The organism is Acidovorax sp. A79 (assembly GCF_041154505.1).
Classification (GTDB): Bacteria; Pseudomonadota; Gammaproteobacteria; order Burkholderiales; family Burkholderiaceae_C; genus Acidovorax.
The window spans coordinates 3,929,491-3,950,732 of sequence record NZ_AP028672.1; the positions used below are offsets into that span (position 1 = coordinate 3,929,491).

Below are 21,242 nucleotides of genomic sequence, written 5' to 3' on the forward strand. Positions count from 1 at the left end.
CGCGGGCCGCGCCGGTTTTGTACGCTCTGCGCGCAAGGAGACGATGCACGCCGCACGGCTCTTGTTCTCGCAGTTTTTTTCCATTGACATTGCATTGACCCATGAAGCCTGTCCTGCTTGCCCTCATGTTCCTGTCCGAAGAGCACATCGCCCAGATGGCTCAGACCTTCGAGGTGGTCTACGCCCCCGACGCGCCCCAGGCCGCGGCTGCCATTGCGCAGCATGGCGGGCGCGTGCGCGTGGTGCTCACCATCGGTGCCGTGGGCCTGAGCCCCGCGCAGATCGACGCATTGCCCGCGCTCACCCTCATCTGCGTGCTGGGCGCAGGCTATGAGAACGTGGCCGTTGCGCACGCCAAGGCGCGCGGCATCGTGGTGGCCACGGGCGCGGGCACCAACGACGACTGCGTGGCCGACCACACCTGGGGCCTGCTGATCGCGGCGCAGCGCCGCATCCTGGCGCTGGACAAGGCCACGCGTGCGGGCATCTGGCGCACGGCGCTGCCGCTGCCGCCCAACGTGTCGCACAAGCGCCTGGGCATCATCGGGCTGGGCACCATCGGCAAGAAGATCGCGCAGCGCGCGCTGGGCTTCGAGATCGAGGTGGGCTACCACAACCGCAGCGTGCGCACCGATGTGCCCTACCGCTACTTCGCAGACGTGGCGGCGCTGGCCGGATGGGCGGACTTCCTCGTGGTCGCCACGCCGGGTGGTGCAGGTACCAGGCACCTCGTCAATGCCGCTGTGCTGGATGCCCTGGGCGCACGCGGCGTGGTGGTCAACATCGCGCGCGGCAGCGTGATCGACACGGCCGCCCTGGCCGCCGCGCTGCGCGAAGGCCGCATCGCGGCGGCGGGCCTCGATGTGTACGAAAGCGAGCCCGCGCCCCCGGCCGAGCTGCTGGACCTGGACAACGTGGTGCTCACGCCCCACGTGGCGGGCTGGTCGCCCGAGGCGGTGCAGGCCTCGGTGGACCGGTTCATGGAAAACGCCCGGCGCCACCTGGCGGGCGAGGCGCCCGCCACGGTGGTGTGACAGAAGGTTCAATAGTGATATCGGCTGCTGGCGCTTGCTGGACAAGCGCTGGCAGCTATTCCATCAGGAGCGACTCATGTCCGTCGATTTGAATGCGCTGCAGGCCCGGCTGCGTGTGTTTGCGGCCGAACGGCAGTGGCAGCCGTTCCACACCCCCAAGAACCTGGCCATGGCGCTGATGGTGGAGGCGGCCGAGCTGGCCGAGATCTTCCAGTGGATGACGCCCGAGCAGTCGCGGTCGGTGCGCGACGACCCGGCGTTCAAGGAGCCCATCGCCGATGAAGTGGCCGATGTGCTGCTGTACCTGCTGCAGCTGGCCGACCATGCGGGCGTGGACCTGGCCGAAGCGGTGGAGCACAAGCTGCGCAAGAACGCCGTCAAGCACCCCGCACCAGAAAACCTGAAGTGAACGAGGGCGCCTGCACCGGTGTTGCATGCCGGGTGCTCTCCATTTGGCGGTGACGGGACGCCCATGAAAAAGCCCCGCCAGGGCGGGGCTTTTTCATGCTGCACGCACCGGCTTACTTCCGTGCGCCGGTGATGGCATTGCTCACTTCTTGCGCGCGGCGATCGCCTTCTCGGCCGAGCCCACCAGGTCGGCGCCGATCTGGCCCTTCCACTTTTCGTACACGGGGCGCGTGGCCTTCACGAAGGCATCGCGCTCGGCGGTGGAGAGCTGCGTGACGGTCACGCCATTGGCGGCGATGTCCTTGAGCAGGGGCTTGTCGGCCTCGACCATGCCCTTGCGGGCAATGGCGATCTCCTCCTTGCCGGCATCGATGGCGGCCTGCTTGACGATCTCGCGGTCGGCGGGTGTCCAGGACGCCCAGATGTCCTTGTTGACCACGAAGATCAGCGGGTCGTTCACGTAGCCCCACATCGTCACGTGCTTTTGCGCCACGGTGTGCAGCTTGGCGGCCATGTACACGGCAATCGGGTTCTCCTGGCCGTCCACGGCGCCGCTGGCAAACGCGGGCTGTGCATCGGCCCAGCTCATCTGGGTGGGGTTGGCGCCCAGCGCGGTGAAGGTGTCCAGGAACAGGGGCGAGCCCACCACGCGGATCTTCAGGCCCTTCAGGTCCTCGGGGGTCTTGATCGCCTTCTTGGAATTGGAGATCTCGCGGTAGCCGTTCTCGCCCCAGGCCAGGGGCATCACGCCCGCCTTGTCCAGGGTCTGGAAGATCTGCTTGCCCACGTCGCCCTGCGTCACCGCGTCCACCGCCGCGTAGTCGGGGAACAGGAAGGGCAGCGAGAACAGGTTGAGCTGCTTGACCTGGGGCGACCAGTTGATGGTGGAGCCCACAGCCATGTCGATCACGCCCTGGCGCAGCGCGCTGAACTCGCGCGTCTGGTCGCCCTGGATCAGCGAGACGCCGGGGTACAGCTTGATGTTGATGCGGCCGCTGGTGCGCTCGCGGACCTTGTTGGCCCAGAGTTCGCCGCCCTTGCCCCAGGGGAAGGCGGTGCCCAGCACCAGCGACATGCGGTACTCGCTCTTGTAGGCCGTCTGGGCAATGGCGGCGGGGGCGGTGAAGGCGAGGGCGGCCGCAGTGGCGACGGCGGAAGTGAGGAAAGTGCGCAGTTTCATTGTTTCAGTCTCCTTGTAGAAATCAGGGGTCAATGTGTGAATCAATAACCGAGTTTGGCGGGCAGCCACAGGGCCAGTTGCGGGAAGGCGATCACGAGCACCATCACGAGGAACATGGCGAACAGCATCCAGCCCACCCAGCGCACGGTGGATTCCATGCGCACGCCGGCGATGCGGCACGAGACCATGAGGTTCACGGCCAGCGGCGGTGTGAACTGGCCCAGGGCCACCTTCAGGGTCAGGATCACGCCGAACCAGACAGGGTCCCATTTGTAGAACTGCATGATGGGCAGCAGCAGCGGCACGAAGATCAGGAAGATCGAGATGCCGTCGAGGAACATGCCCACGGTGATGAGCAGCACGATGAGCAGCGCCAGCACGCCGTACTCGCCCAGGCCGGAGTTCACGATGGCGTTGGCCACCGGGTCGATCACGCCCAGCGTGGACAGCGAATACGCAAAGATGCCCGCGAGCGACACCACGATGAGGATCACGGCCGACAGCTCGCCCGATTCGCGCAGGATGGGGAACAGGTCGCGCACCTTGATCGTGCGGTGGATCACCATGCCCACGAACAGGCCGTAGAACACGGCCACCACGGCGGCCTCGGTGGGGGTGAACCAGCCGGCGCGCATGCCGCCCAGGATCAGCACCGGCGCGGCCAGGCCCCAGGTGGCCTCGCGCAGGCTCTTCCAGAACGGGGGGCGGGGCATCGTGGCTTCCAGCGCGCCCATCTTGTGCTTGCGGGCCATCCACACGGCCGGCACGATCAGCGCGATGCCTGCCAGGATGCCGGGGATCATGCCGGCGGCGAACAGCGCCGGCACCGAGGCGCCGGGCACCAGCACCGAGTAGATGATGAACGCGACCGAGGGCGGGATCAGGATGTCCGTGGCCGCTGCCGCGCCCACCACGCTGGCCGAGAACGAGGGCGGGTAGCCCGCGCGCGACATGGCCGCGATCATCACGCCGCCCACGGCGGCGGCGTTGGCCGGGCCCGAACCCGAGATGCCCCCGAGGAACATGGCCACGGCGATCGCCACCAGCGGCAGCATGCCCGGGCCGCGTCCGACGATGGCCACGGCGAAGTTGACCAGGCGCAGCGCCACGCCCGAGCGGTCGAAGATGGAGCCGACCAGCACGAACATGGGGATGGCCAGCAGCGGGTACTTGCCCAGCCCGGCGTAGAAGTTCTGCGGCACGGCCAGCAGGCCGAACCACTGGCTGTCGGCATTGGCCAGCGCGATGGCGGCGGCGCCCGCCAGGCCCAGCGCGGCGCCGATCGGCACGCCCACGAACATCAGGCCCAGGAAGGCCACGAACAGGAGCGTGGCGATCATGGCCGGGCGTCCTCGGCAGATTCATCGGTGGCCCCGGGCGCCGCGCGCGTGCGCCGCACCAGCAGGCCGACGGCCCGCGCCGCGATCAGCGTGGACAGCACGGGCAGCCAGATTGAATACCACCACTGCGGCACGCCGATTCCGGGCGAGGTCTCGCCGAAGCGGTAGTCGTCCCACACCACGCGCACGCTCAGCACCGCGATCAGCCCGAACAGCAGGGCCACGGTGATGGCTCCCAGCTGCGCCAGGCGCCTGCTGCGCAGGGCCGAGCCACCTTCGGCGAAATACTCGATGCGGATGTGCTGGTCGCGCGCCACGGCGGCGGAGCCCGCCACCAGGGCCAGCACGATCATCAGGAACACGGAGATTTCCTCCGTCCAGGCGAAGGAGGAGTTGGTGAAATAGCGCACCAGCACATTGGCGAACGTGATGAGCGCGAGCGCCGCCATCACGAGGACGGTGAGCCAGTCTTCAAGGCGCAGCGAGCGGGGCTCGGCGTCGGGGCTGGCAGCGCCGGGCGATGCATCGGCCGCGGGCCCGGGGGGGGGAGAGGAGGACATGGGAGCAGGGGTGGAGGGGAACAAACATATGCGAATGCCGGCCGCCCTGCCCGGCGGTGTTGTGCACCGGGGGCTGGGGCGAATCCCGCCCCGAGCGCAAAAAAAGCGCGGTAAGCGCTGCTTTCTATTATGCGATGGTTGCTATGCATGCACACCATTGGTGCGCCTGGGGCGGGCTGTGAAAACCCTCATATCTTTACGAAGCACGTCCGCGGGCGCGCGCGGATAATGCGCCCATGGAAACCAAGTGGCTAGAGGATTTTGTCAGTCTTGCGGAAACGCGCAGCTTCAGCCGCTCCGCCCAGTTACGCCACGTGACGCAGCCCGCCTTCTCCCGGCGCATCCAGGCCCTGGAAGCCTGGGCGGGCACCGATCTGGTGGACCGGAGCTCCTACCCCACCCGCCTCACGCCCGCCGGCAAGACCCTGTACGACCAGGCGCTGGAAATGCTGCAGGCACTGCAGAACACGCGCGCCATGCTGCGCGCGCACACCAGCGCCGGCAAGGACATGATCGAGTTCGCGGTGCCGCACACGCTCGCGTTCACCTTCTTCCCCGCCTGGGTGTCCAGCCTGCACGACAAGTTCGGCCCGTTCAAGAGCCGCCTCATCGCCCTGAACGTGCACGACGCCGTGATGCGGCTGGTGGAGGGCGGCTGCGACCTGCTGATCGCCTACCACCACCCTTCGCAGCCGTTCCAGCTCGATGCCGACCGCTACGAGATGGTGAGCCTGGGGCAGGAGGTGCTCTCCCCTTACAGCAAGGCCGACGCGGAAGGCCAGCCGCTGCACCGCCTGCCGGGCCGCGCCGGGCAGCCGCTGCCCTACCTGGGTTACGCGCCCGGTGCCTACCTGGGGCGCGTGACGGAGCTGATCCTCAAGGAGTCCGGCACGCCCATCCATCTGGAGCGGGTGTACGAGACGGACATGGCCGAGGGCCTCAAGGCCATGGCGCTCGAGGGCCATGGCGTGGCCTTCCTGCCGCACAGCGCGGTGAAGAAGGAGCTGCGCTCGCGCCGCCTGGTCAGTGCGGCGCCGCCCGATACCGAAGGACTGCAGATGACCATGGACGTGCGCGCCTACCGCGAAAAGCCCGCGGGCAAGGAAGCCCCCAAGGGCACGGCGCAGGCCCTGTGGACTTACCTGCAATCCCAGGCAGGGTCATGCTAAGGGTAAATACGGATATAAACACTTTGCATAGTTGCGCGCGCAAACGGCATTGGAATTTCACGGTAACGACACGTACAGTCTGCGCCATCGACGGGTCGGTTACCGCAGCGCGCGCCCTCTGAAGGCCCCACGGTGGCACGAACATTGCAAATCCGATCCATCCACTCACCGAGACACCGTATGAACGTTCAGCATTGGGGAATTGCCTGGGGCCTTGCCGCCCTGTGCAGCGCTTTTGCGACTTCTGCGCAGGCCTCGGTGCTCGAGCGCATCGGCGCTGGCGGCAAGCTGGTGATCGCCCACCGGGAATCGTCGGTGCCTTTCTCGTACATCGACACCCAGTCCGGCAAGCCGGTGGGCTACGCGATGGATCTGTGCCTGCGCCTGGCCGAGGTGGTGCGCAAGAAGACCGGCAAGAAGGACATGGAGGTCGAGTTCGTGGCGGTCACGCCGGCCAACCGCATCGCGGTGATCGAGCAGGGCAAGGCCGACATGGAGTGCGGCTCCACCACCAACAACGCCGAGCGGCGCCAGAAAGTGGCCTTCACGATCCCCCACTTCATTACCGGCGCGCGGCTGCTGGTGAAGTCCGCCAGCCCCATCGACCGCGTGGAAGACCTCAACGGCAAGAAACTGGTGTCCACCAAGGGCACGACGCCGCTGAAGGCGGCCGACCAGGCCAACCGCGAACGCCTGATGGGCATCACCATCGTGGAGGCGCCCGACCATGCCAAGGCCGTCGAAATGGTGGAAAAGGGCGAGGCCGACGCCTTCGTGATGGACGACGTGCTGCTGTACGGCCTGGCGGCCGGGCGGCCCGACCCCAAGGCGCTCAAGGTGGTGGGCCGCTTCATGACCACCGAGCCCCTGGCCATCATGCTGCCCAGGAACGACCCCGAGTTCAAGAAGCTCATCGACGAGGAGATGCGCCGCCTGATCACCAGCCGCGACATCTATCCGATCTATGACAAATGGTTCAACAAGCCCATCCCCCCGAACAACACGGTGCTGAACCTTCCGGTCAGCTACTTGTTGCGGGACTTCTGGAAATACCCTACCGACCAGGTCCCGTTCTGACTAATATCCCTGGTCGAGGTTTCCATTTTTGGAGAATGCGGTCTGCCGGTACCCCCGGCAGGGTCGAATCTCTAGAATCCATCCCTTTTTTCGCTTCACACACAAGGAGATACCAATGAAGAAGCATTTGCTCGCGGTTGCCGTGACCGCCCTGGCTGCAGGTAGCGCTTTCGCTCAGGCCACCGACACCCTGGCCAAGATCAAGGCCTCGGGCAGCGTGACGCTGGGTGTGCGCGAGTCTTCGGGTCTTTCCTACACACTGGGCAACGGCAAGTTCGTGGGCTTCCACACCGAAATGGGCGAAGTCGTCCTGGCCGACATCCAGAAGCAGCTGGGCCTGCCCAAGCTGGACGTCAAGTACCAGCCCGTCACCTCGCAAAACCGCATCCCCCTGGTGACCAACGGCACCGTGGACCTGGAGTGCGGCTCCACCACCAACAACGCAGCGCGCCAGAAGGACGTGGCGTTTGCCGTGACCACCTATGTGGAAGAAGTGCGCACCGCCGTGAAGTCCAGCTCGGGCATCACGTCGATCAAGGACTTGAACGGCAAGACCATTGCCACCACCACGGGCACCACGTCGGTGCAGACCCTGCGCAAGCACGAGCGCGCTGGCGGCATCGACTTCAAGGAAGTCTTCGGCAAGGACCACGCTGACAGCTTCCTGATGCTGGAAACGGGCCGCGCTGACGCTTTCGTGATGGACGCCTCCATCCTGGCGGCCAACATCTCCAAGTCCAAGAACCCCGCCGACTACAAGATCGTCGGTGAAGTCCTGAGCGTGGAGCCCATCGCCTGCATGCTGCGCAAGGACGATGCAGCCTTCAAGAAGGCCGTGGACGACTCCATCAAGCGCCAGATCGCGGACGGTTCGCTGGCCAAGCTGTACGACAAGTGGTTCATGCAGCCCGTGCCGCCGACCAACACCAAGATCGGCCTGCCGATCTCCGATGCCACCAAGGCCGCCTGGGCATCGCCTAACGACAAGCCCATGGAAGACTACGCAAAGAAGTGATCTTCTGAGCGCTTGTGCCCCTTCGGCCAGCCGGTTTGAAGGGGCTTTTTTGTTGGGCTCGCGAGCGGTAGCGGCCAACGCAACACCAAGAATTAAAGGGGTGCTCCTATGAGTTGGGATTGGCAGGTGTTCTGCCAGGACACCATGGACCGGGAAGTCGTGCAAAGCTGCTTTGGCAAGGGCGGCGACATCACGTACCTGGACTGGATGCTGTCGGCCTGGGGCTGGACGGTGTCTGTTTCTCTGCTGGCACTTGTGCTGGCACTTGTTTTGGGCTCTTTCATCGGCACGCTGCGCACTCTGCAGGACCGGCCGGTGATCGTTCGGCTGGGCAATGCCTGGGTCGAGCTATTCCGCAATATTCCGCTGCTGGTCCAGATCTTCCTCTGGTACCACGTCCTGCCGAGCCTGTTCCCGGTGCTCAAGGGCGTTCCGGGGTTTGCACTGGTCGTGCTGGCCCTGGGCTTCTTCACCTCGGCGCGTATCGCCGAGCAGGTGCGTTCGGGCATCCAGACGCTGCCACGCGGCCAGCGCTATGCCGGCCTGGCGGTGGGGTTCACCACGTTCCAGACCTACCGCTATGTGCTGCTGCCCATGGCGTTTCGCATCATCATCCCGCCGCTGACCAGCGAGACGATGAACATCTTCAAGAACTCGTCGGTGGCGTTTGCCGTGTCGGTGGCCGAACTCACCATGTTCGCCATGCAGGCGCAGGAAGAAACCTCGCGCGGCATCGAGGTGTACCTGGCCGTGACGGCGCTCTACATCATCTCGGCCTTTGCCATCAACCGGATCATGGCGTTCATCGAGAAGCGCGTGCGCATCCCGGGCATGGTCGTGGCCAGCAGCGCAGGCGGAGGTCATTGATATGAATCTCGACTTCTCCTTCTACAACTGGGATCTCATCTCCAATTTCGTGCTCAAGGGGCTGTACTTCAGCCTGCTGCTCACCTTCGTGGCCACCATTGGCGGGGTGATCTTCGGCACCGTGCTCGCGCTCATGCGCCTGTCGGGCAAGAAATGGCTCGACGTGCCCGCCACCATCTACGTCAACGGCATGCGCAGCATTCCGCTGGTGATGGTGATCCTGTGGTTCTTCCTGCTGGTGCCCGCCATCATCGGGCGGCCCATCGGCGCGGAAGTGTCGGCCGTGGTGACCTTCATCGCGTTCGAGGCCGCCTATTTCAGCGAGATCATGCGCGCCGGCATCCAGTCCATCCCGCGCGGACAGGTGCATGCCGGCCAGGCGCTGGGCATGACGTATGGCCAGAACATGAAGCTCGTGGTGCTGCCGCAGGCGTTCCGCAACATGCTGCCGGTGCTGCTCACGCAGACCATCATCCTGTTCCAGGACACGTCGCTGGTCTACGCCATCGGCGCCTACGACATGCTCAAGGGCTTCGAAGTGGCAGGCAAGAACTTCGGCCGGCCCATCGAGGCCTACCTGGCGGCCGCCGTCCTGTACTTTGTGATGTGCTACGCGCTGTCCTGGATGGTCAAGCGCCTGCACCAGAAGATCGCAATTATTCGGTAGCCCCCCTGAGTCGCCTTCGGCGCCTTCCCCCGAGAGGGACGGCGCCAGTGGCCTGGCAAAGCCAGTTCCACGGCGTCCTCGCATGGGGCCGGATCGGTCTCATGCGCAGCGCCCTGAACAAGTGACGAGAGAAGAGATTGGAGAAAGAAATGATCGAACTCAAGAACGTATCCAAGTGGTATGGCCCCGTGCAGGTGCTCAACGAATGCTCGGCCACCATCAACAAGGGTGAAGTGGTGGTGGTGTGCGGGCCCTCGGGCTCGGGCAAATCCACGCTGATCAAGACCATCAACGCGCTGGAGCCCTTCCAGAAGGGCGAGATCACCGTGGACGGCATCCGCCTGCACGATCCCAAGACCGACCTGCCCAAGCTGCGCAGCCGCGTGGGCATGGTGTTCCAGCATTTCGAGCTGTTCCCCCACCTGTCGGTGACGGAGAACCTGACGATCGCGCAGATCAAGGTGCTGGGCCGCAGCGCGGACGACGCCAAGAAGCGTGGCCTGAAGATGCTCGAACGCGTGGGCCTGATGGCGCACAAGGACAAGTTTCCGGGCCAGCTCTCGGGCGGCCAGCAGCAGCGCGTGGCGATTGCCCGTGCGCTGTCGATGGACCCCATCGTGATGCTGTTCGACGAACCCACGTCCGCGCTCGACCCCGAAATGGTCGGTGAGGTGCTGGACGTGATGGTGGGCCTGGCCAACGAAGGCATGACCATGATGTGCGTGACCCACGAAATGGGCTTCGCCCGCAAGGTCAGCAACCGCGTGATCTTCATGGACGTGGGCGGCAAGATCCTGGAAGACTGCTCCAAGGACGACTTCTTCAACAACCCCGACGCCCGCCAGCCGCGCACCAAGGACTTCCTCAACAAGATCCTGCAGCACTGATGGCTCCCCCTGAGTCGCCTGCGGCGCCTTCCCTCAGGGGGACGCCACCGGTGGCCTGGCAAAGCCAGTTCCCCGGTGGCACTGGCTTGGGCCGCGCCAGTTTCATGCGGCGAGTGGCGTGCAGGTGTTCAGGATTAAAAGCAAAAAGCGCTCTTCGGAGCGCTTTTTTTATGGGCGCATGCAATGCCAAGGAGCCCAGGCTAACGCTTGCCCCGCCGGCCGGCCGGCGGGCTGCCCTCCACGATGAGCTGCGACTCAAAATCCGTCCACAGGTCGTCGCGATGCTTCAGGGCCTCGGACACGGCCTTGTGGCGCAGCTGGGCCACGGCCGACACCAGGGCGTTGCACAGGAAGAAGGCCGCGGTGTACGAGTCGAACGGCGATGCGTTGGAGGTGCGCACCTGAAGCCGGTGCTGGGCCAGCCGCGCCAGCGGCGCGGCCGCGCTGTCGGTGATGGCCAGCACCTGTGCGCCCGCGTCGCGAAAGCGCTGGGCCACCTTCACCGGGCCGCTCGCATAGCGGCGGATGCTGAAGACCAGCAGCGTGTCCTCGGGCTGCACCCACAGCAGCTGGTCGGTGGTGGCCACGGCGCCCACGCCCAGCTCATGCACCCCGGGGCGGCACATGTTCAGGTGCAGTGCCAGCCACGCGGCCACGGGCGCGCTGTTGATCTGGGCCAGCACGAACAGGCGGCCCCGGGCCTGGGCGATGCGCCGGGCGATGGCCTCAAAGGCCGCCATGTCCAGGCTGTCGCGCGTGGCGGCGATGTTGTGCTGGTCGTGCAGCAGCGCATCGTCCAGGCACTGCTGCAGGCTGCGCTCCGTGCCGATGGTCACCGGTGCGCGCTGGCCGGCCGTTTGCAGCAGCGCCGTGACTTCGCCGCGCGCCTCGCGCTGCGCCTGGGCATAGCTTTCATAGCCCAGCTTGGCGAACAGCCTCACCACCGTCGATGCGCTCGTGCCGTTGCGCGCCGCCAGCGCCGTGGCGGACTCCAGCAGCGCGTGCGGGTAGTCGCGCCCCAGCGCCTCGGCCAGCGCGCGCTCGCTGGTCGTGAGTTCGGCGCCCTGGCGGGCCAGGCGCTCGGTCAGCAAGCCGGCGGATTTTTGCAATGATGATTTCATGAATGTCTCTTTTATGAAAAATGTATTGCAAGCAGAGGCAGCGCGTGCAACACTTCGGCCCAATTTTCGCCCCGCGTTCAGGGGCAGGACCCAAGGACACAGATGCAGGATACCCTTGAAACAAGCGGCTCCCAGGTGCGCCGTCGCATCCTGGACTGGCTCGCTGGCCAGTCGCAGGCCATGCAAGACCTGTTGCAGAAAGTCGTGAACATCGACAGCGGCAGCCGCGACGAGGCGGGGGTGACGGCCGTGGCCACCGTCCTGCGCGAGCGGCTCGAGGCCGCCGGTGTGGCCGTGCGGTTCGAGCCCGTACCGGGTTACGGCGTGCTGCTGCATGCCCACGTTCCCGGCGCCGCCGACGGCCCGCCCATCGTGCTCATGGGCCACATGGACACCGTGTTCCCCTCGGGCACCGTGGCGCGGCGCCCTTTCCGCGTGGAGGACGGCCGTGCCTACGGCCCGGGCGTGGCCGACATGAAATCCGGCCTGGTGATGAACGTGTTCGTGGCCGAGGCCTTCGCGCGCTGCGGCGGGCTCCAGGGGCCGCTGCAGCTGTTCTTCTCGTGCGACGAGGAGATCGGCTCGCCCGCCACGCGCGAGCGCATCATGGCCCAGGCGCGCGGCGTCAAGGCGGTGCTCAATGCCGAGCCCGGCCGCGTCAGCGGCAACCTGGTGACGAGCCGCAAGGGCTCGATGGTGGTGGAGTTCGAGGTGGAGGGCGTCGCCGCCCACGCCGGCATCAACCACGCGGCGGGCGCGAGCGCCGTCGAGGCCCTGGCCCGCAAGACGCTGGCGCTGCACGCACTCACCGACCCCGCCACGGGCACCACCGCCAACGTGGGCGTGGTGCAGGGCGGCATCGTGCCCAACATGGTGGCGCCGCACGCCAAGGCCGCGGTGGACCTGCGCTTCACCTCGGACACCGACCCCGAGGAACTGCTCGCCAGGGTGCGCGCCATCGTGGAGGAGGAATCCGTGCCACGCACCAAAGGCCGCATCACCGAATCGCGCCGCACGCTGCCCATGAAGCCCACGCCCGACGCGCTGCTGGCGCTGTACCAGCGCGGCGCCCAGTCGTTGGGCTTCGAGGTGCAGGGCGAATTCACCGGGGGCGCGGCCGACAGCGGCCTCACCGCCTCCGTGGGCGCGCCCACGCTGTGCGGCACCGGCCCCGTGGGCGGCCACCCGCACACCGAGCGCGAGTACTGCGAGCTGTCCACCTTCGTGCCGCGCGCCCAGGCCGTGGCGCTGGCCATCCTGGACCATCCCTGATCCCTCCCCATTCCTTTTCGAGAGAAGACCCCATGCATTCCACACAACCCAACCGCCGCCATGTTCTTTCCGCCGGCCTGGGGCTGGGCCTTGCGGGCCTGGCGCCGGTAGCAGCCCAGGCGGACGAGAAATTCCCCTCGCGCCCCATCACCCTGGTGGTGCCGTTCCCGCCCGGCGGGTCGGTGGACATCATGGCCCGCCAGTATTCCGAGCCGCTCTCGCGCGTGCTGGGCGTGCCCATCATCGTGGAAAACCGCGCGGGCGCGGGCGGCTCGGTGGGCGCGTTGTACGTGGCGCGCGCCAAGCCCGACGGCTACACGCTGGTCGTGTCGTCGCAAAGCAGCCACCTGGCCAACCCGCTCACCCAGCCCAAGGTGGGCTACGACCCGGTCAAGGATTTCGAGAACATCGCCATCCTGGGCCGCCAGCCCAACGCGCTGGTGGTGCACAGCAGTCTGCCGTTCAAGACGTTCGCCGAGTTCGTGGCCTACGCCAAGAAGAACCCCGGCAAGCTCAACTACGGCAGCGGCGGCGTGGGCAGCATGGGCCAGCTCAACGTCGAGATGTTCAAGGCCGCCACCGGCGCCTTCACCACCCACATTCCCTACCGTGGCGGCACGCCGCTGATCACGGCCGTGCTGGCCAACGAAGTGCAGTTCATCCTCGACAACCTGGTGATCATGCTGCCGCACGTGCAGGCCGGCAAGGTGCGTGCCCTGGCCGTGGCGGCCGACCAGCGGCTGGCCCAGCTGCCCGATGTGCCCACCATGGCCGAGGTGGGCTACCCGGAGCTCAACCTCACCTCGTGGACAGGCCTGGCGGCCCCCGGCGGCACGCCCGATGCCATCGTGCAGACGCTGTACAAGGCCGTGCGCCAGGTCGCCACCTCGCCCGCGATGCTGGCCAACCTCAAGGAGCGCGGCGTGATCGCCCCCGAGGAGATGGCGCCCGCCGCCTTCGAGAAGATGATGTCCGAGCGCCTCGTGAAATTCGGCGAGGTGGTGCGCAAGGCGGGCATCACGGCTGAATGAGGTCGTGCTGGCCTGCTGTTCGTGATTGTTTTTGGCTGCTGGTCCTTGTTTTTCAAGCGCCGGCAGCTATGAAATTGATAGTTCCAAAGCCGATGGGACAATGCTGCCCATGACCGCCGCCCTCCACCCCCCCATCGACTCCCTCACCATCACCCGGCCCGACGACTGGCACCTGCATGTGCGCGACGGCGAGCCGCTTTCCACCGTGGTGCCGCACACGGCCGCGCAGTTCGGCCGCGCGATCATCATGCCCAACCTGCGCCCGCCCGTGACCACGGCCGAGCAGGCCCTGGCCTACAAGCAGCGCATCCTGGCCGCCGTGCCCGCCGGCGTGCAGTTCGAGCCGCTGATGACGCTGTACCTCACCGACAACCTGCCCGCCGATGAGATCGTGCGCGCCAAGGATGCGGGCGTGGTGGCCTGCAAGCTCTATCCCGCGGGCGCCACCACCAACAGCGACGCGGGCGTGACCGACATCCGCAAGACCTACAAGACGCTCGAGGCCATGCAGAAGGCCGGCATGCTGCTGCTGGTGCACGGCGAAGTCACGAGCAGCGACATCGACCTGTTCGACCGCGAGGCCGTCTTCATCGACCAGCAGCTCATCCCGCTGCGCCGCGACTTCCCCGAGCTCAAGATCGTCTTCGAGCACATCACCACCAAGGACGCGGCCGACTACGTGCAGGCGTCCGACCGCTTCACCGCGGCTACCATCACGGCGCACCACCTTCTGTACAACCGCAACGCGATCTTCGTCGGCGGCGTGCGCCCGCACTACTACTGCCTGCCCGTGCTCAAGCGCGAGACGCACCGCGTGGCCCTGGTGCAGGCGGCCACCAGCGGCTCGGCCAAGTTCTTCCTGGGCACCGACAGCGCGCCACACCCCGCGCACCTCAAGGAGCACGCCACCGGCTGCGCAGGCTGCTACACCGCGCATGCCGCCATGGAGATGTACGCCGAGGCGTTCGACAACGCCGGTGCGCTCGACAAGCTCGAAGGCTTTGCCAGCTTCCACGGCCCCGACTTCTACAGCCTGCCGCGCAACACCGGCACCATCACCCTGCGCCGCGAATCCTGGACGCCGCCCGAGAGCTTCGTCTTCGGCGAGGCCAACCTCAAGCCCCTGCGCTCCGGTGAAGCGCTTCCGTGGCGGCTGGTGTAAGCCTCTTCTTCGACGCCATCGACTGGAGCGCTCCCTGGCTGGCGCCGTGGCGCGGCCTGGGCCAGCCCATCGCGCGGCAGGTGCAGGGCGGCGGCGCGGTGCACGAGGCATTGCAGTCCGCGGCGCCCGGCGCGGTGCCCATGCTGTTCGCGCCGCAGGCCGCGCTGCCCGACGGCGTGGCCTACGAGCAGTACATCTGGGACACCCGCCGCGTGCCCACGCGCGACAACCTGCACGACTTCTTCAACGGCCTGGTGTGGCTGCATTTCCCGCTCACCAAGCGCCGCCTGAACGAACTGCAGGCCCAGGCCATCGCCGCCGACGGCGTGCAGGCGGTGCGCGGGCCGCTGCGCGATGCGCTCACGGTGTTCGATGAAAACGGCGCGCTGCTGCAGGCGCCCGACGCACTGTGGGATGCGCTCCGGGCGCACGACTGGCAGCGCCTGTTCGTCGACCTGCGCCCGCTGTGGCGCGAAGCCCGGCTGGTGCTGTTCGGCCATGCGTTGCTGGAGAAGCTGGTGGCACCCCGAAAACCCATGGTGGCGCATGTCTATCCAGCGTCTGAAGCTATTGAATCCATAGCGAATTTGGATGCCTGGCTCGCGCGGCGGGTGCAATCTCCCACCTGGGACGCCAAGCCTTTCACCCCCCTGCCGGTACTGGGCGTGCCCGGCTGGTGGCGGGCGAATGAGGTGCCGGGCTTCTATGCCGACGCCCAGGTGTTCCGTCCGCCGCGCGCTGCACCCGCTCCCTAATTCCCGTCAAGGCTTGTGTGATAAGGCCGCGCCACAGGTTTGCACCTACCATAGCGCGATGAAATCGCGGCCATGGGCGGCGGGCGCGGGGGCTGCAGCGGCCCGCCACGCCCGAGGGCGTACCGCTTGAAGCGCGGTCCCCGGCCCCCATCTGGACCAGCGGACACTGTTGTTGTTGACCCCACGGAGAATTCATTCCATGAAGCGGATCCTGTTATTTGTGATGACCAACCTGGCCGTCGTTGTCGTGCTGGGGGTGGTGGCCAGCCTGCTGGGCGTGAACCGCTACCTCACGGCCAACGGGCTGAACCTGGGCGCGCTGCTGGGCTTCGCGCTCGTCATGGGCTTTGGCGGCGCGATCATCTCGCTGCTCATCAGCAAGCCCATGGCCAAGTGGACCTCGGGCGTGCGCGTGATCGACGGCTCCGGCTCGCCCGACGAGCGCTGGATCGTCGAGACCGTGCGCAAGTTCGCCACCGAAGCCAAGATCGGCATGCCCGAAGTCGGCATCTTCGAGGGCGACCCCAATGCGTTCGCCACGGGCGCGTTCAAGAACTCGGCGCTGGTGGCGGTGTCCACCGGCCTGCTGCAGGGCATGACGCGTGAAGAGGTCGAGGCCGTGATCGGCCACGAGGTGGCCCACATCGCCAACGGCGACATGGTCACCATGACGCTGATCCAGGGCGTGATGAACACCTTCGTGGTGTTCCTGTCGCGTGTCATCGGCTACGCCGTGGACAGCTTCCTGCGCAAGAACGACGAGAGCAGCTCGGGCCCCGGCATCGGCTACTACGTGACCACCATTGTGCTCGACATCCTGCTGGGCTTTGTGGCCGCCATGATCGTGGCCTGGTTCAGCCGCCAGCGCGAATTCCGCGCCGACGCGGGTGCTGCCCAGCTCATGGGCCGCCGCCAGCCCATGATCAACGCCCTGGCCCGCCTGGGTGGCATGCACCCGGCCGAGCTGCCCAAGAGCATGGCCGCCATGGGCATCGCCGGCGGCATCGGCAAGCTGTTCAGCACGCACCCGCCCATTGAAGAGCGCATTGCCGCGCTGCAGAACGCGCAGCAGCAGTAGCAGGGCTGATCCGGCTCGGGCCTCGGCCCCTGCAGGCCGCCGCGGGAGCCCCCGCGGCGGCCTTTTTGTTGGTGGGGTGGGCAGGCCGCCTCGTGGCAAGGCTCAAGGGCTTGTCACCTTGTGTCGATAAGGTGGTGGCGACCCAGGCCCGCATGCCGTGCGGCGCGCGGTTGCATCATTGACCTTCATTCCCACGAGAGCACTCCATGTCCATTTCCCACGCACGTGTTGCGGTCCGCCTGGCCCTGGCCTTTGGCGTTGTCTGCCTGGTCATGTCGCTGTCGGCCGCCGTCGGCATCTGGCGGCTGGCGGGGCTGCAGGACATCGCCGACGACCTGGGCGGCGCCTCGTCCGAGCGCGCACTGCTGGCGCGCGAGCTGCACGCCATCGTGGTGCTCAGCTCCGTGCGGGCCGAAACCCTGCTGGAAATCGACAACCCCGCCTACGCGGCGCGCATCGATGCCGACCGCAAGGTCACCTCTGCCCGGTCCGCCGACGTGCGCAAGCGGCTGGACGAACTGGCGGCGGACCCGGAGTCCCAGGCCCTGTTCGATGCCATCGACAAGGCCGGCAATGGTTTTCGCACGGTGCGCGACGACCTCGTCAAGCGCCGCAAGGACGGCGAGGCCCTGCCGCCCGACGCCATCGCCACGCGCCTGCGCCCGGCGGCTGATGCCTATGCGGCGGCCGTGAACCAGCTGGCCGACTTCCAGCGCCAGCGCGTGGCCGAGGCCCGCGATGCCGCCGCCCGCAGCGAACGGCAGGGCATCACCCTGCTGGCGGCGGGTTCCGTGGTGGGGCTGCTGCTGAGCCTGGCCTGTGCCTGGCTGCTGTCGCGCTCCATCCTGCGGCCGCTGGCCCGTGCGTCCGAAGTCACCGACCGCATCGCCGAAGGTGACCTGACCTCGGCCGTGCCGGCCCCGGGCGCGGGCAACCGCGACGAGCTGCAGGCGCTGCTCGCGCGCCTGGGCGGCATGCAGGCACGCCTGGCCGCTCTGGTGGTGGGCATGCGCCAGGCCAGCACTTCCGTGGCCGGGGCCAGCAGCGAGATCGCGGCGGGCAACAGCGACCTGTCGGCCCGCACCGAGCACACGGCCTCCAACCTCGAAGAAATCGCCGCGAGCATGGAGGAACTGCTGGCCACCGTGCGCCACAGCGCCGACGCCGCCGCGCAGGCCAGCAGCCTGGCCACGGGCGCCAGCAGCGTGGCGCAGCGCGGGCGCGAGGCCGTGGACCGCGTGGTGGGCACCATGGATGGCATCGCGCTGTCGTCCCGCCGCATCGCCGACATCACCAGCGTGATCGACGGCATCGCGTTCCAGACCAACATCCTCGCGCTCAACGCCGCCGTGGAAGCGGCCCGGGCTGGAGAGCAGGGCCGGGGCTTCGCGGTGGTGGCCGGCGAGGTGCGCAGCCTGGCCCAGCGGTCGGCCACGGCGGCCAAGGAGATCGGCGGCCTGATCAGCGACAGCGTGCGCCAGGTGGATGAGGGCGCCAAGCTCGTGCATGCGGCGGGCAGCACCATGGGCGAGATCGTCGATTCGGTGCGCCAGGTGGCCACCATCATCGGCGAGATCAGCACCGCCGCGCGCGAGCAGACCACGGGCCTGAGCCAGGTGGGCGAGGCGGTCTCGCAGCTCGACCAGATGACGCAGCAGAACGCCGCGCTGGTGGAAGAGTCCTCCGCCGCCGCGCAGGGCCTGCGCGCGCAGGCGCAGCAGTTGGCCGAACTGGTGGAGGCGTTCCGCCTGCCGGCTGGCAACGCGCTGCCGCGCTAGACAAGGGCGTCTTCCCTGGAGTGAAGCGCGGCGTCCAAGGCTGGCGCGGCCAAGCCGGCGCCACAGGGCGGTCACGATATTTCCACCCGCCAGCGCCTGCGCGGCGCGCGCAGCGCATGGCGCTTGCGGTACTCCGCCGGCGCCATGCCGGTGTAGCGCGCGAAGATGCGCCTGAAAGCCGCCGGGTCGGCGTAGCCGCAGGCCACGGCGACGCTGGGCACGCTCTCCAGCGTCACTTCCAGCATGACCTTGGCGCGGCGGCAGCGCAGGCCGTGCAGGTAGTCGAGCGGCGACTGCGACAGCTCCTGCTGGAAGTGCCGCAGCAGCGTGCGCGTGCTCACCGATGCTGCCTCGGCCAGCCGGGCCAGGGAGTACGGCTGGTCCAGGTGGGCCTCCATCCAGGCGATGGCGCGCGCCAGGGTGCTGTCGCGCGTGGCCGGGATGTGCTGCTGCGCGTTGGCCTGCAGGGCCGCGCGCGCACGCTGGTGGTCCGGCGCCATCACGGTCTCGCAGGCGGCGGCCAGTTCCTCCCCCAGCGCGTGGCGCACCAGGGCGATCGCCAGCAGGTTCACGCTGTGCGGCAGCGCGCAGCTGAGCCAGGGGCCGTCGTCCGACAGGTCCCGGCCCAGGCTGTGGCCGATGCCCGGGAAGTCCCGTTCGAAGCCCGCGATGTAGAACCAGGGCAGGCTCGCCTGGCGCCCGTTCAGGCGGCCGCTTTGCGCCGCCAGCCAGGCACCATTGCCCACCGTGAGCAGTTTCTGCCCGGCATCGAGCGCGATGCCCAGCTGCCGCGACAGCGCGCGGTGGCGGGCCGCCACCGCGCGGATGGCCGGAATGTCCGCGGCATGGAACGAGGGGATGAACAACGCGTGGGCCGGGGCGGAGGGCGCCGCCGTGTCCCCGGCCGGCGTGTAGGCCGCCAGCGGCCCTGGCAGGGAAGCGAGGGGCAGCCCCCCGGCATCGAGCAGCCGCCAGGCCATGCGCGGCGCCTGCGCGCCCATGCGCAGGCCCGCCAGCAGGTTGGCGCCGCGCAGCAGGTCGATGAGCTGCAGCGCATTGCCCACGGCGGACTCGGGCAGCAGCGGAATGTCCACGCGAAAGACCGGCGGCCTAGCGGGACTCGGGGGCAAGGACGAAGGTGACTGCGGCATGGCGGTATTGGCTCGTTGGATGGCCATTTTCGCTTGTCATGAAGAGGGTGCCGGCTTTTAGCATGAACGTGCTTTTTGCTCCCTGCTCCAGCCTTGCAAGCTGTCACCCACCCTATGGATCTGCCCATGCACAAACCCCTTTCCGCCATCGCGCTTGCCGCCGGCCTCGCCGCCAGCGGGCTGATCGCCGCCTCTTCGGCCCACGCCCAGGCTCTCGATGCCGCCGGCCTGCAGGCCATCGACACCGCCGTGAACAAGGTGGCGCCCAAGATGGTCAATTGGCGCCGCGACATCCATGCCCACCCCGAGCTCTCGGGCCAGGAGGTGCGCACCGCCAAGCTCGTGGCCGAGCACCTGAAGAAACTGGGCATGGAGGTGCAGACCAACGTGGGCGGCACCGGCGTGGTGGGCACCCTGCGCGGCGGGCTGCCGGGCAAGGTGGTGGCGCTGCGCGCCGACATGGACGCATTGCCCGTGCCCGAGAACACCGGCCTGCCCTTTGCCTCGAAGATGAAGGCCAACTACCTGGGCAAGGAAGTGCCGGTGATGCACGCCTGCGGCCACGACGCCCACGTGGCCATGCTCATGGGCGCGGCCGAGGCGCTGGCCGGCATGAAGGCCCAGCTGCCCGGCACCATCAAGTTCATCTTCCAGCCCGCCGAGGAAGGCGCGCCCGTGGAGGCCGACGCCAACGGCAAGGTGCCCAGCTTCGGGGCCAAGGCCATGGTGGAAGAGGGCGCCTTGAAGGATGTGCAGGCCATCTACGGCCTGCACATCACGGCCAACCTGCCGTCCGGCGTGGTGGGCTACCGCAGCGGCCCGCTCATGGCCGGATCGGACAACATCAGCATCCAGGTGGAAGGGCGCGGCGGCCATGGCTCGTCGCCCTGGAACGCGGTGGACCCGGTGGTGGCGGCCAGCCAGGTGGTGCTGGGCCTGCAGACCGTGGTGAGCCGCCAGCTCAACATCAGCCAGGAGCCCGCGGTGGTCACCATCGGCTCCATCCACGGCGGCACGCGCTACAACATCATTCCGGACAACGTGGAGCTGCTGGGCACCCTGCGCACCTTTGACGAGGGCATGCGCCAGGAGGCCTTGAAGCGCATCACCACCACCGCCGAGCAGATCGCGGCGTCGAGCGGCGCCAAGGCCAAGGTGCGCTTCGGACCCGTGGCCTACCCGGTGACCACCAACCCGGCCGAGCTGACGGCTGCCTCGCTGCCCGCGCTCAAGCTGGCCACGGGGGGCAAGGCGATGATCATCCCCAAGGTGAGTGGCTCGGAAGACTTCTCGGAGTTCCAGAAGGTCGCGCCCGGCTTCTTCTACTTTCTGGGCGCGCCGCCCAAGGGCGCGGACTTCAACAAGGCTCCGTCCAACCACTCGCCGTTGTTCGACATCGATGAAGACCAGCTGCCGGTGGGTGCGCGCACGCTGGCGGCGCTGGCGGTGGATTTCTTGCAGCGCAAGTAAGGCGTGGGCCTTGGCGCTGGGTGTGGTGCCGACGGGGCCGCATGGGGTTGGGGCTCTTCAGGTTGCGCGGGCTGAGCTTGTCGAAACCTTGGCTCGCTCGCAAGCTCTCTGATTGAGCGCATGCCTTTGTTGAAGGCGGGAGCCGGGGTGCGCGCCCGGCGGCGCGGTAACTTTCTCTTGGTTCGCCAAGAGAAAGTCACCAAAGAGAAGGCGACCCCCA

General features: G+C 67.5%; 20 protein-coding genes. 15 read left to right on the top strand and 5 right to left on the bottom strand.

Annotation, left to right across the window (positions count from 1 at the left end):
• Positions 1 to 101 precede the first annotated feature (101 nt).
• Positions 102 to 1,034, top strand: coding sequence for a 2-hydroxyacid dehydrogenase (locus ACAM51_RS17990; RefSeq protein WP_369641397.1), 933 nt, complete (start codon positions 102 to 104; stop codon positions 1,032 to 1,034).
• A gap of 76 nt (positions 1,035 to 1,110) precedes the next feature.
• Positions 1,111 to 1,443, top strand: coding sequence for a nucleotide pyrophosphohydrolase (locus tag ACAM51_RS17995; protein WP_369641398.1), 333 nt, complete (start codon positions 1,111 to 1,113; stop codon positions 1,441 to 1,443).
• A gap of 141 nt (positions 1,444 to 1,584) precedes the next feature.
• Here ACAM51_RS17995 and ACAM51_RS18000 read toward each other — a convergent pair whose 3' ends face one another.
• Genes ACAM51_RS18000 through ACAM51_RS18010 form a run of 3 tightly spaced genes read right to left on the bottom strand, consistent with a single transcriptional unit; the run spans position 1,585 to position 4,522 of the window.
• Positions 1,585 to 2,622: a DctP family TRAP transporter solute-binding subunit gene (locus tag ACAM51_RS18000; RefSeq protein WP_218340469.1), complete on the bottom strand. Its 1,038-nt coding sequence runs from the start codon at positions 2,620 to 2,622 to the stop codon at positions 1,585 to 1,587.
• Positions 2,623 to 2,663: 41 nt separating this feature from the next.
• Positions 2,664 to 3,962, bottom strand: a complete 1,299-nt coding sequence (locus ACAM51_RS18005) for a TRAP transporter large permease (protein WP_218293246.1) — start codon at positions 3,960 to 3,962, stop codon at positions 2,664 to 2,666.
• Positions 3,959 to 4,522 (bottom strand): TRAP transporter small permease, encoded by a 564-nt coding sequence (locus tag ACAM51_RS18010; RefSeq protein WP_369641399.1) that lies wholly within the window; start codon positions 4,520 to 4,522, stop codon positions 3,959 to 3,961. Before ACAM51_RS18010 ends, ACAM51_RS18005 begins: the two co-directional genes overlap by 4 nt.
• 236 nt (positions 4,523 to 4,758) lie before the next feature.
• On the opposite strand from ACAM51_RS18010, the gene ACAM51_RS18015 reads away from it, so the two are divergent.
• The 6 genes from ACAM51_RS18015 to ACAM51_RS18040 all read left to right on the top strand — a co-directional run bounded on the left by ACAM51_RS18015 (position 4,759) and on the right by ACAM51_RS18040 (position 10,204).
• The gene (locus ACAM51_RS18015; protein ID WP_218293248.1) at positions 4,759 to 5,691 is read left to right on the top strand and encodes a LysR family transcriptional regulator; all 933 of its coding nucleotides are present in this window, start codon (positions 4,759 to 4,761) and stop codon (positions 5,689 to 5,691) included.
• A gap of 180 nt (positions 5,692 to 5,871) precedes the next feature.
• A complete protein-coding gene (locus tag ACAM51_RS18020) occupies positions 5,872 to 6,768 on the top strand; it encodes an amino acid ABC transporter substrate-binding protein (protein ID WP_218293249.1) in 897 nt (298 codons plus the stop codon).
• Between the two features lie 115 nt (positions 6,769 to 6,883).
• Positions 6,884 to 7,783 carry an amino acid ABC transporter substrate-binding protein gene (locus tag ACAM51_RS18025; RefSeq protein WP_218293250.1) on the top strand — a complete coding sequence of 300 codons (900 nt, stop codon included), beginning with the start codon at positions 6,884 to 6,886 and terminating at the stop codon, positions 7,781 to 7,783.
• A gap of 108 nt (positions 7,784 to 7,891) precedes the next feature.
• Positions 7,892 to 8,650 (top strand): amino acid ABC transporter permease, encoded by a 759-nt coding sequence (locus ACAM51_RS18030; RefSeq protein ID WP_218293251.1) that lies wholly within the window; start codon positions 7,892 to 7,894, stop codon positions 8,648 to 8,650.
• A 1-nt stretch (position 8,651) separates the two neighbouring features.
• On the top strand, positions 8,652 to 9,317 hold the full coding sequence (locus tag ACAM51_RS18035) for an amino acid ABC transporter permease (RefSeq protein ID WP_218293252.1): 666 nt from the start codon (positions 8,652 to 8,654) through the stop codon (positions 9,315 to 9,317).
• A 149-nt stretch (positions 9,318 to 9,466) separates the two neighbouring features.
• Entirely contained in the window at positions 9,467 to 10,204 is a 738-nt protein-coding gene (locus ACAM51_RS18040) for an amino acid ABC transporter ATP-binding protein (RefSeq protein WP_218293253.1), read from the top strand.
• A 200-nt stretch (positions 10,205 to 10,404) separates the two neighbouring features.
• Here ACAM51_RS18040 and ACAM51_RS18045 read toward each other — a convergent pair whose 3' ends face one another.
• Positions 10,405 to 11,325, bottom strand: coding sequence for a MurR/RpiR family transcriptional regulator (locus tag ACAM51_RS18045; protein ID WP_369641400.1), 921 nt, complete (start codon positions 11,323 to 11,325; stop codon positions 10,405 to 10,407).
• 102 nt (positions 11,326 to 11,427) lie between these two features.
• Between ACAM51_RS18045 and ACAM51_RS18050 the strand changes: the two genes are divergently transcribed.
• The 6 genes from ACAM51_RS18050 to ACAM51_RS18075 all read left to right on the top strand — a co-directional run bounded on the left by ACAM51_RS18050 (position 11,428) and on the right by ACAM51_RS18075 (position 18,401).
• A complete protein-coding gene (locus ACAM51_RS18050) occupies positions 11,428 to 12,597 on the top strand; it encodes a M20 family metallopeptidase (RefSeq protein ID WP_369641401.1) in 1,170 nt (389 codons plus the stop codon).
• Positions 12,598 to 12,629: 32 nt separating this feature from the next.
• Positions 12,630 to 13,628, top strand: coding sequence for a tripartite tricarboxylate transporter substrate binding protein (locus ACAM51_RS18055; RefSeq protein WP_218340465.1), 999 nt, complete (start codon positions 12,630 to 12,632; stop codon positions 13,626 to 13,628).
• Between the two features lie 109 nt (positions 13,629 to 13,737).
• The gene (pyrC, locus tag ACAM51_RS18060; protein WP_218340464.1) at positions 13,738 to 14,790 is read left to right on the top strand and encodes a dihydroorotase; all 1,053 of its coding nucleotides are present in this window, start codon (positions 13,738 to 13,740) and stop codon (positions 14,788 to 14,790) included.
• Positions 14,775 to 15,545 carry a DUF3025 domain-containing protein gene (locus ACAM51_RS18065; RefSeq protein WP_369641402.1) on the top strand — a complete coding sequence of 257 codons (771 nt, stop codon included), beginning with the start codon at positions 14,775 to 14,777 and terminating at the stop codon, positions 15,543 to 15,545. The genes pyrC and ACAM51_RS18065 overlap by 16 nt, the downstream gene beginning before the upstream one ends.
• A gap of 199 nt (positions 15,546 to 15,744) precedes the next feature.
• A complete protein-coding gene (gene htpX / locus ACAM51_RS18070; RefSeq protein WP_218293259.1) occupies positions 15,745 to 16,623 on the top strand; it encodes a protease HtpX in 879 nt (292 codons plus the stop codon).
• Between the two features lie 206 nt (positions 16,624 to 16,829).
• A complete protein-coding gene (locus tag ACAM51_RS18075; RefSeq protein WP_369641403.1) occupies positions 16,830 to 18,401 on the top strand; it encodes a methyl-accepting chemotaxis protein in 1,572 nt (523 codons plus the stop codon).
• A gap of 71 nt (positions 18,402 to 18,472) precedes the next feature.
• Here the strand turns inward: ACAM51_RS18075 and ACAM51_RS18080 are convergent, their stop codons facing one another.
• Positions 18,473 to 19,552, bottom strand: a complete 1,080-nt coding sequence (locus ACAM51_RS18080) for a GlxA family transcriptional regulator (RefSeq protein WP_369643842.1) — start codon at positions 19,550 to 19,552, stop codon at positions 18,473 to 18,475.
• Between the two features lie 126 nt (positions 19,553 to 19,678).
• Here ACAM51_RS18080 and ACAM51_RS18085 point away from each other — a divergent pair, with 126 nt between their 5' ends.
• Positions 19,679 to 21,022: an amidohydrolase gene (locus tag ACAM51_RS18085; protein ID WP_218293262.1), complete on the top strand. Its 1,344-nt coding sequence runs from the start codon at positions 19,679 to 19,681 to the stop codon at positions 21,020 to 21,022.
• The last annotated feature ends 220 nt before the right edge of the window (positions 21,023 to 21,242 follow it).

Coding starts and splice junctions, on each gene's coding strand:
- ACAM51_RS17990 (WP_369641397.1), top strand. CDS start 102: ATGAAGCCTGTCCTGCTTGCCCTCATGTTCCTGTCCGAAGAGCACATC.
- ACAM51_RS17995 (WP_369641398.1), top strand. CDS start 1,111: ATGTCCGTCGATTTGAATGCGCTGCAGGCCCGGCTGCGTGTGTTTGCG.
- ACAM51_RS18000 (WP_218340469.1), bottom strand. CDS start 2,622: ATGAAACTGCGCACTTTCCTCACTTCCGCCGTCGCCACTGCGGCCGCC.
- ACAM51_RS18005 (WP_218293246.1), bottom strand. CDS start 3,962: ATGATCGCCACGCTCCTGTTCGTGGCCTTCCTGGGCCTGATGTTCGTG.
- ACAM51_RS18010 (WP_369641399.1), bottom strand. CDS start 4,522: ATGTCCTCCTCTCCCCCCCCCGGGCCCGCGGCCGATGCATCGCCCGGC.
- ACAM51_RS18015 (WP_218293248.1), top strand. CDS start 4,759: ATGGAAACCAAGTGGCTAGAGGATTTTGTCAGTCTTGCGGAAACGCGC.
- ACAM51_RS18020 (WP_218293249.1), top strand. CDS start 5,872: ATGAACGTTCAGCATTGGGGAATTGCCTGGGGCCTTGCCGCCCTGTGC.
- ACAM51_RS18025 (WP_218293250.1), top strand. CDS start 6,884: ATGAAGAAGCATTTGCTCGCGGTTGCCGTGACCGCCCTGGCTGCAGGT.
- ACAM51_RS18030 (WP_218293251.1), top strand. CDS start 7,892: ATGAGTTGGGATTGGCAGGTGTTCTGCCAGGACACCATGGACCGGGAA.
- ACAM51_RS18035 (WP_218293252.1), top strand. CDS start 8,652: ATGAATCTCGACTTCTCCTTCTACAACTGGGATCTCATCTCCAATTTC.
- ACAM51_RS18040 (WP_218293253.1), top strand. CDS start 9,467: ATGATCGAACTCAAGAACGTATCCAAGTGGTATGGCCCCGTGCAGGTG.
- ACAM51_RS18045 (WP_369641400.1), bottom strand. CDS start 11,325: ATGAAATCATCATTGCAAAAATCCGCCGGCTTGCTGACCGAGCGCCTG.
- ACAM51_RS18050 (WP_369641401.1), top strand. CDS start 11,428: ATGCAGGATACCCTTGAAACAAGCGGCTCCCAGGTGCGCCGTCGCATC.
- ACAM51_RS18055 (WP_218340465.1), top strand. CDS start 12,630: ATGCATTCCACACAACCCAACCGCCGCCATGTTCTTTCCGCCGGCCTG.
- pyrC (WP_218340464.1), top strand. CDS start 13,738: ATGACCGCCGCCCTCCACCCCCCCATCGACTCCCTCACCATCACCCGG.
- htpX (WP_218293259.1), top strand. CDS start 15,745: ATGAAGCGGATCCTGTTATTTGTGATGACCAACCTGGCCGTCGTTGTC.
- ACAM51_RS18075 (WP_369641403.1), top strand. CDS start 16,830: ATGTCCATTTCCCACGCACGTGTTGCGGTCCGCCTGGCCCTGGCCTTT.
- ACAM51_RS18080 (WP_369643842.1), bottom strand. CDS start 19,552: ATGCCGCAGTCACCTTCGTCCTTGCCCCCGAGTCCCGCTAGGCCGCCG.
- ACAM51_RS18085 (WP_218293262.1), top strand. CDS start 19,679: ATGCACAAACCCCTTTCCGCCATCGCGCTTGCCGCCGGCCTCGCCGCC.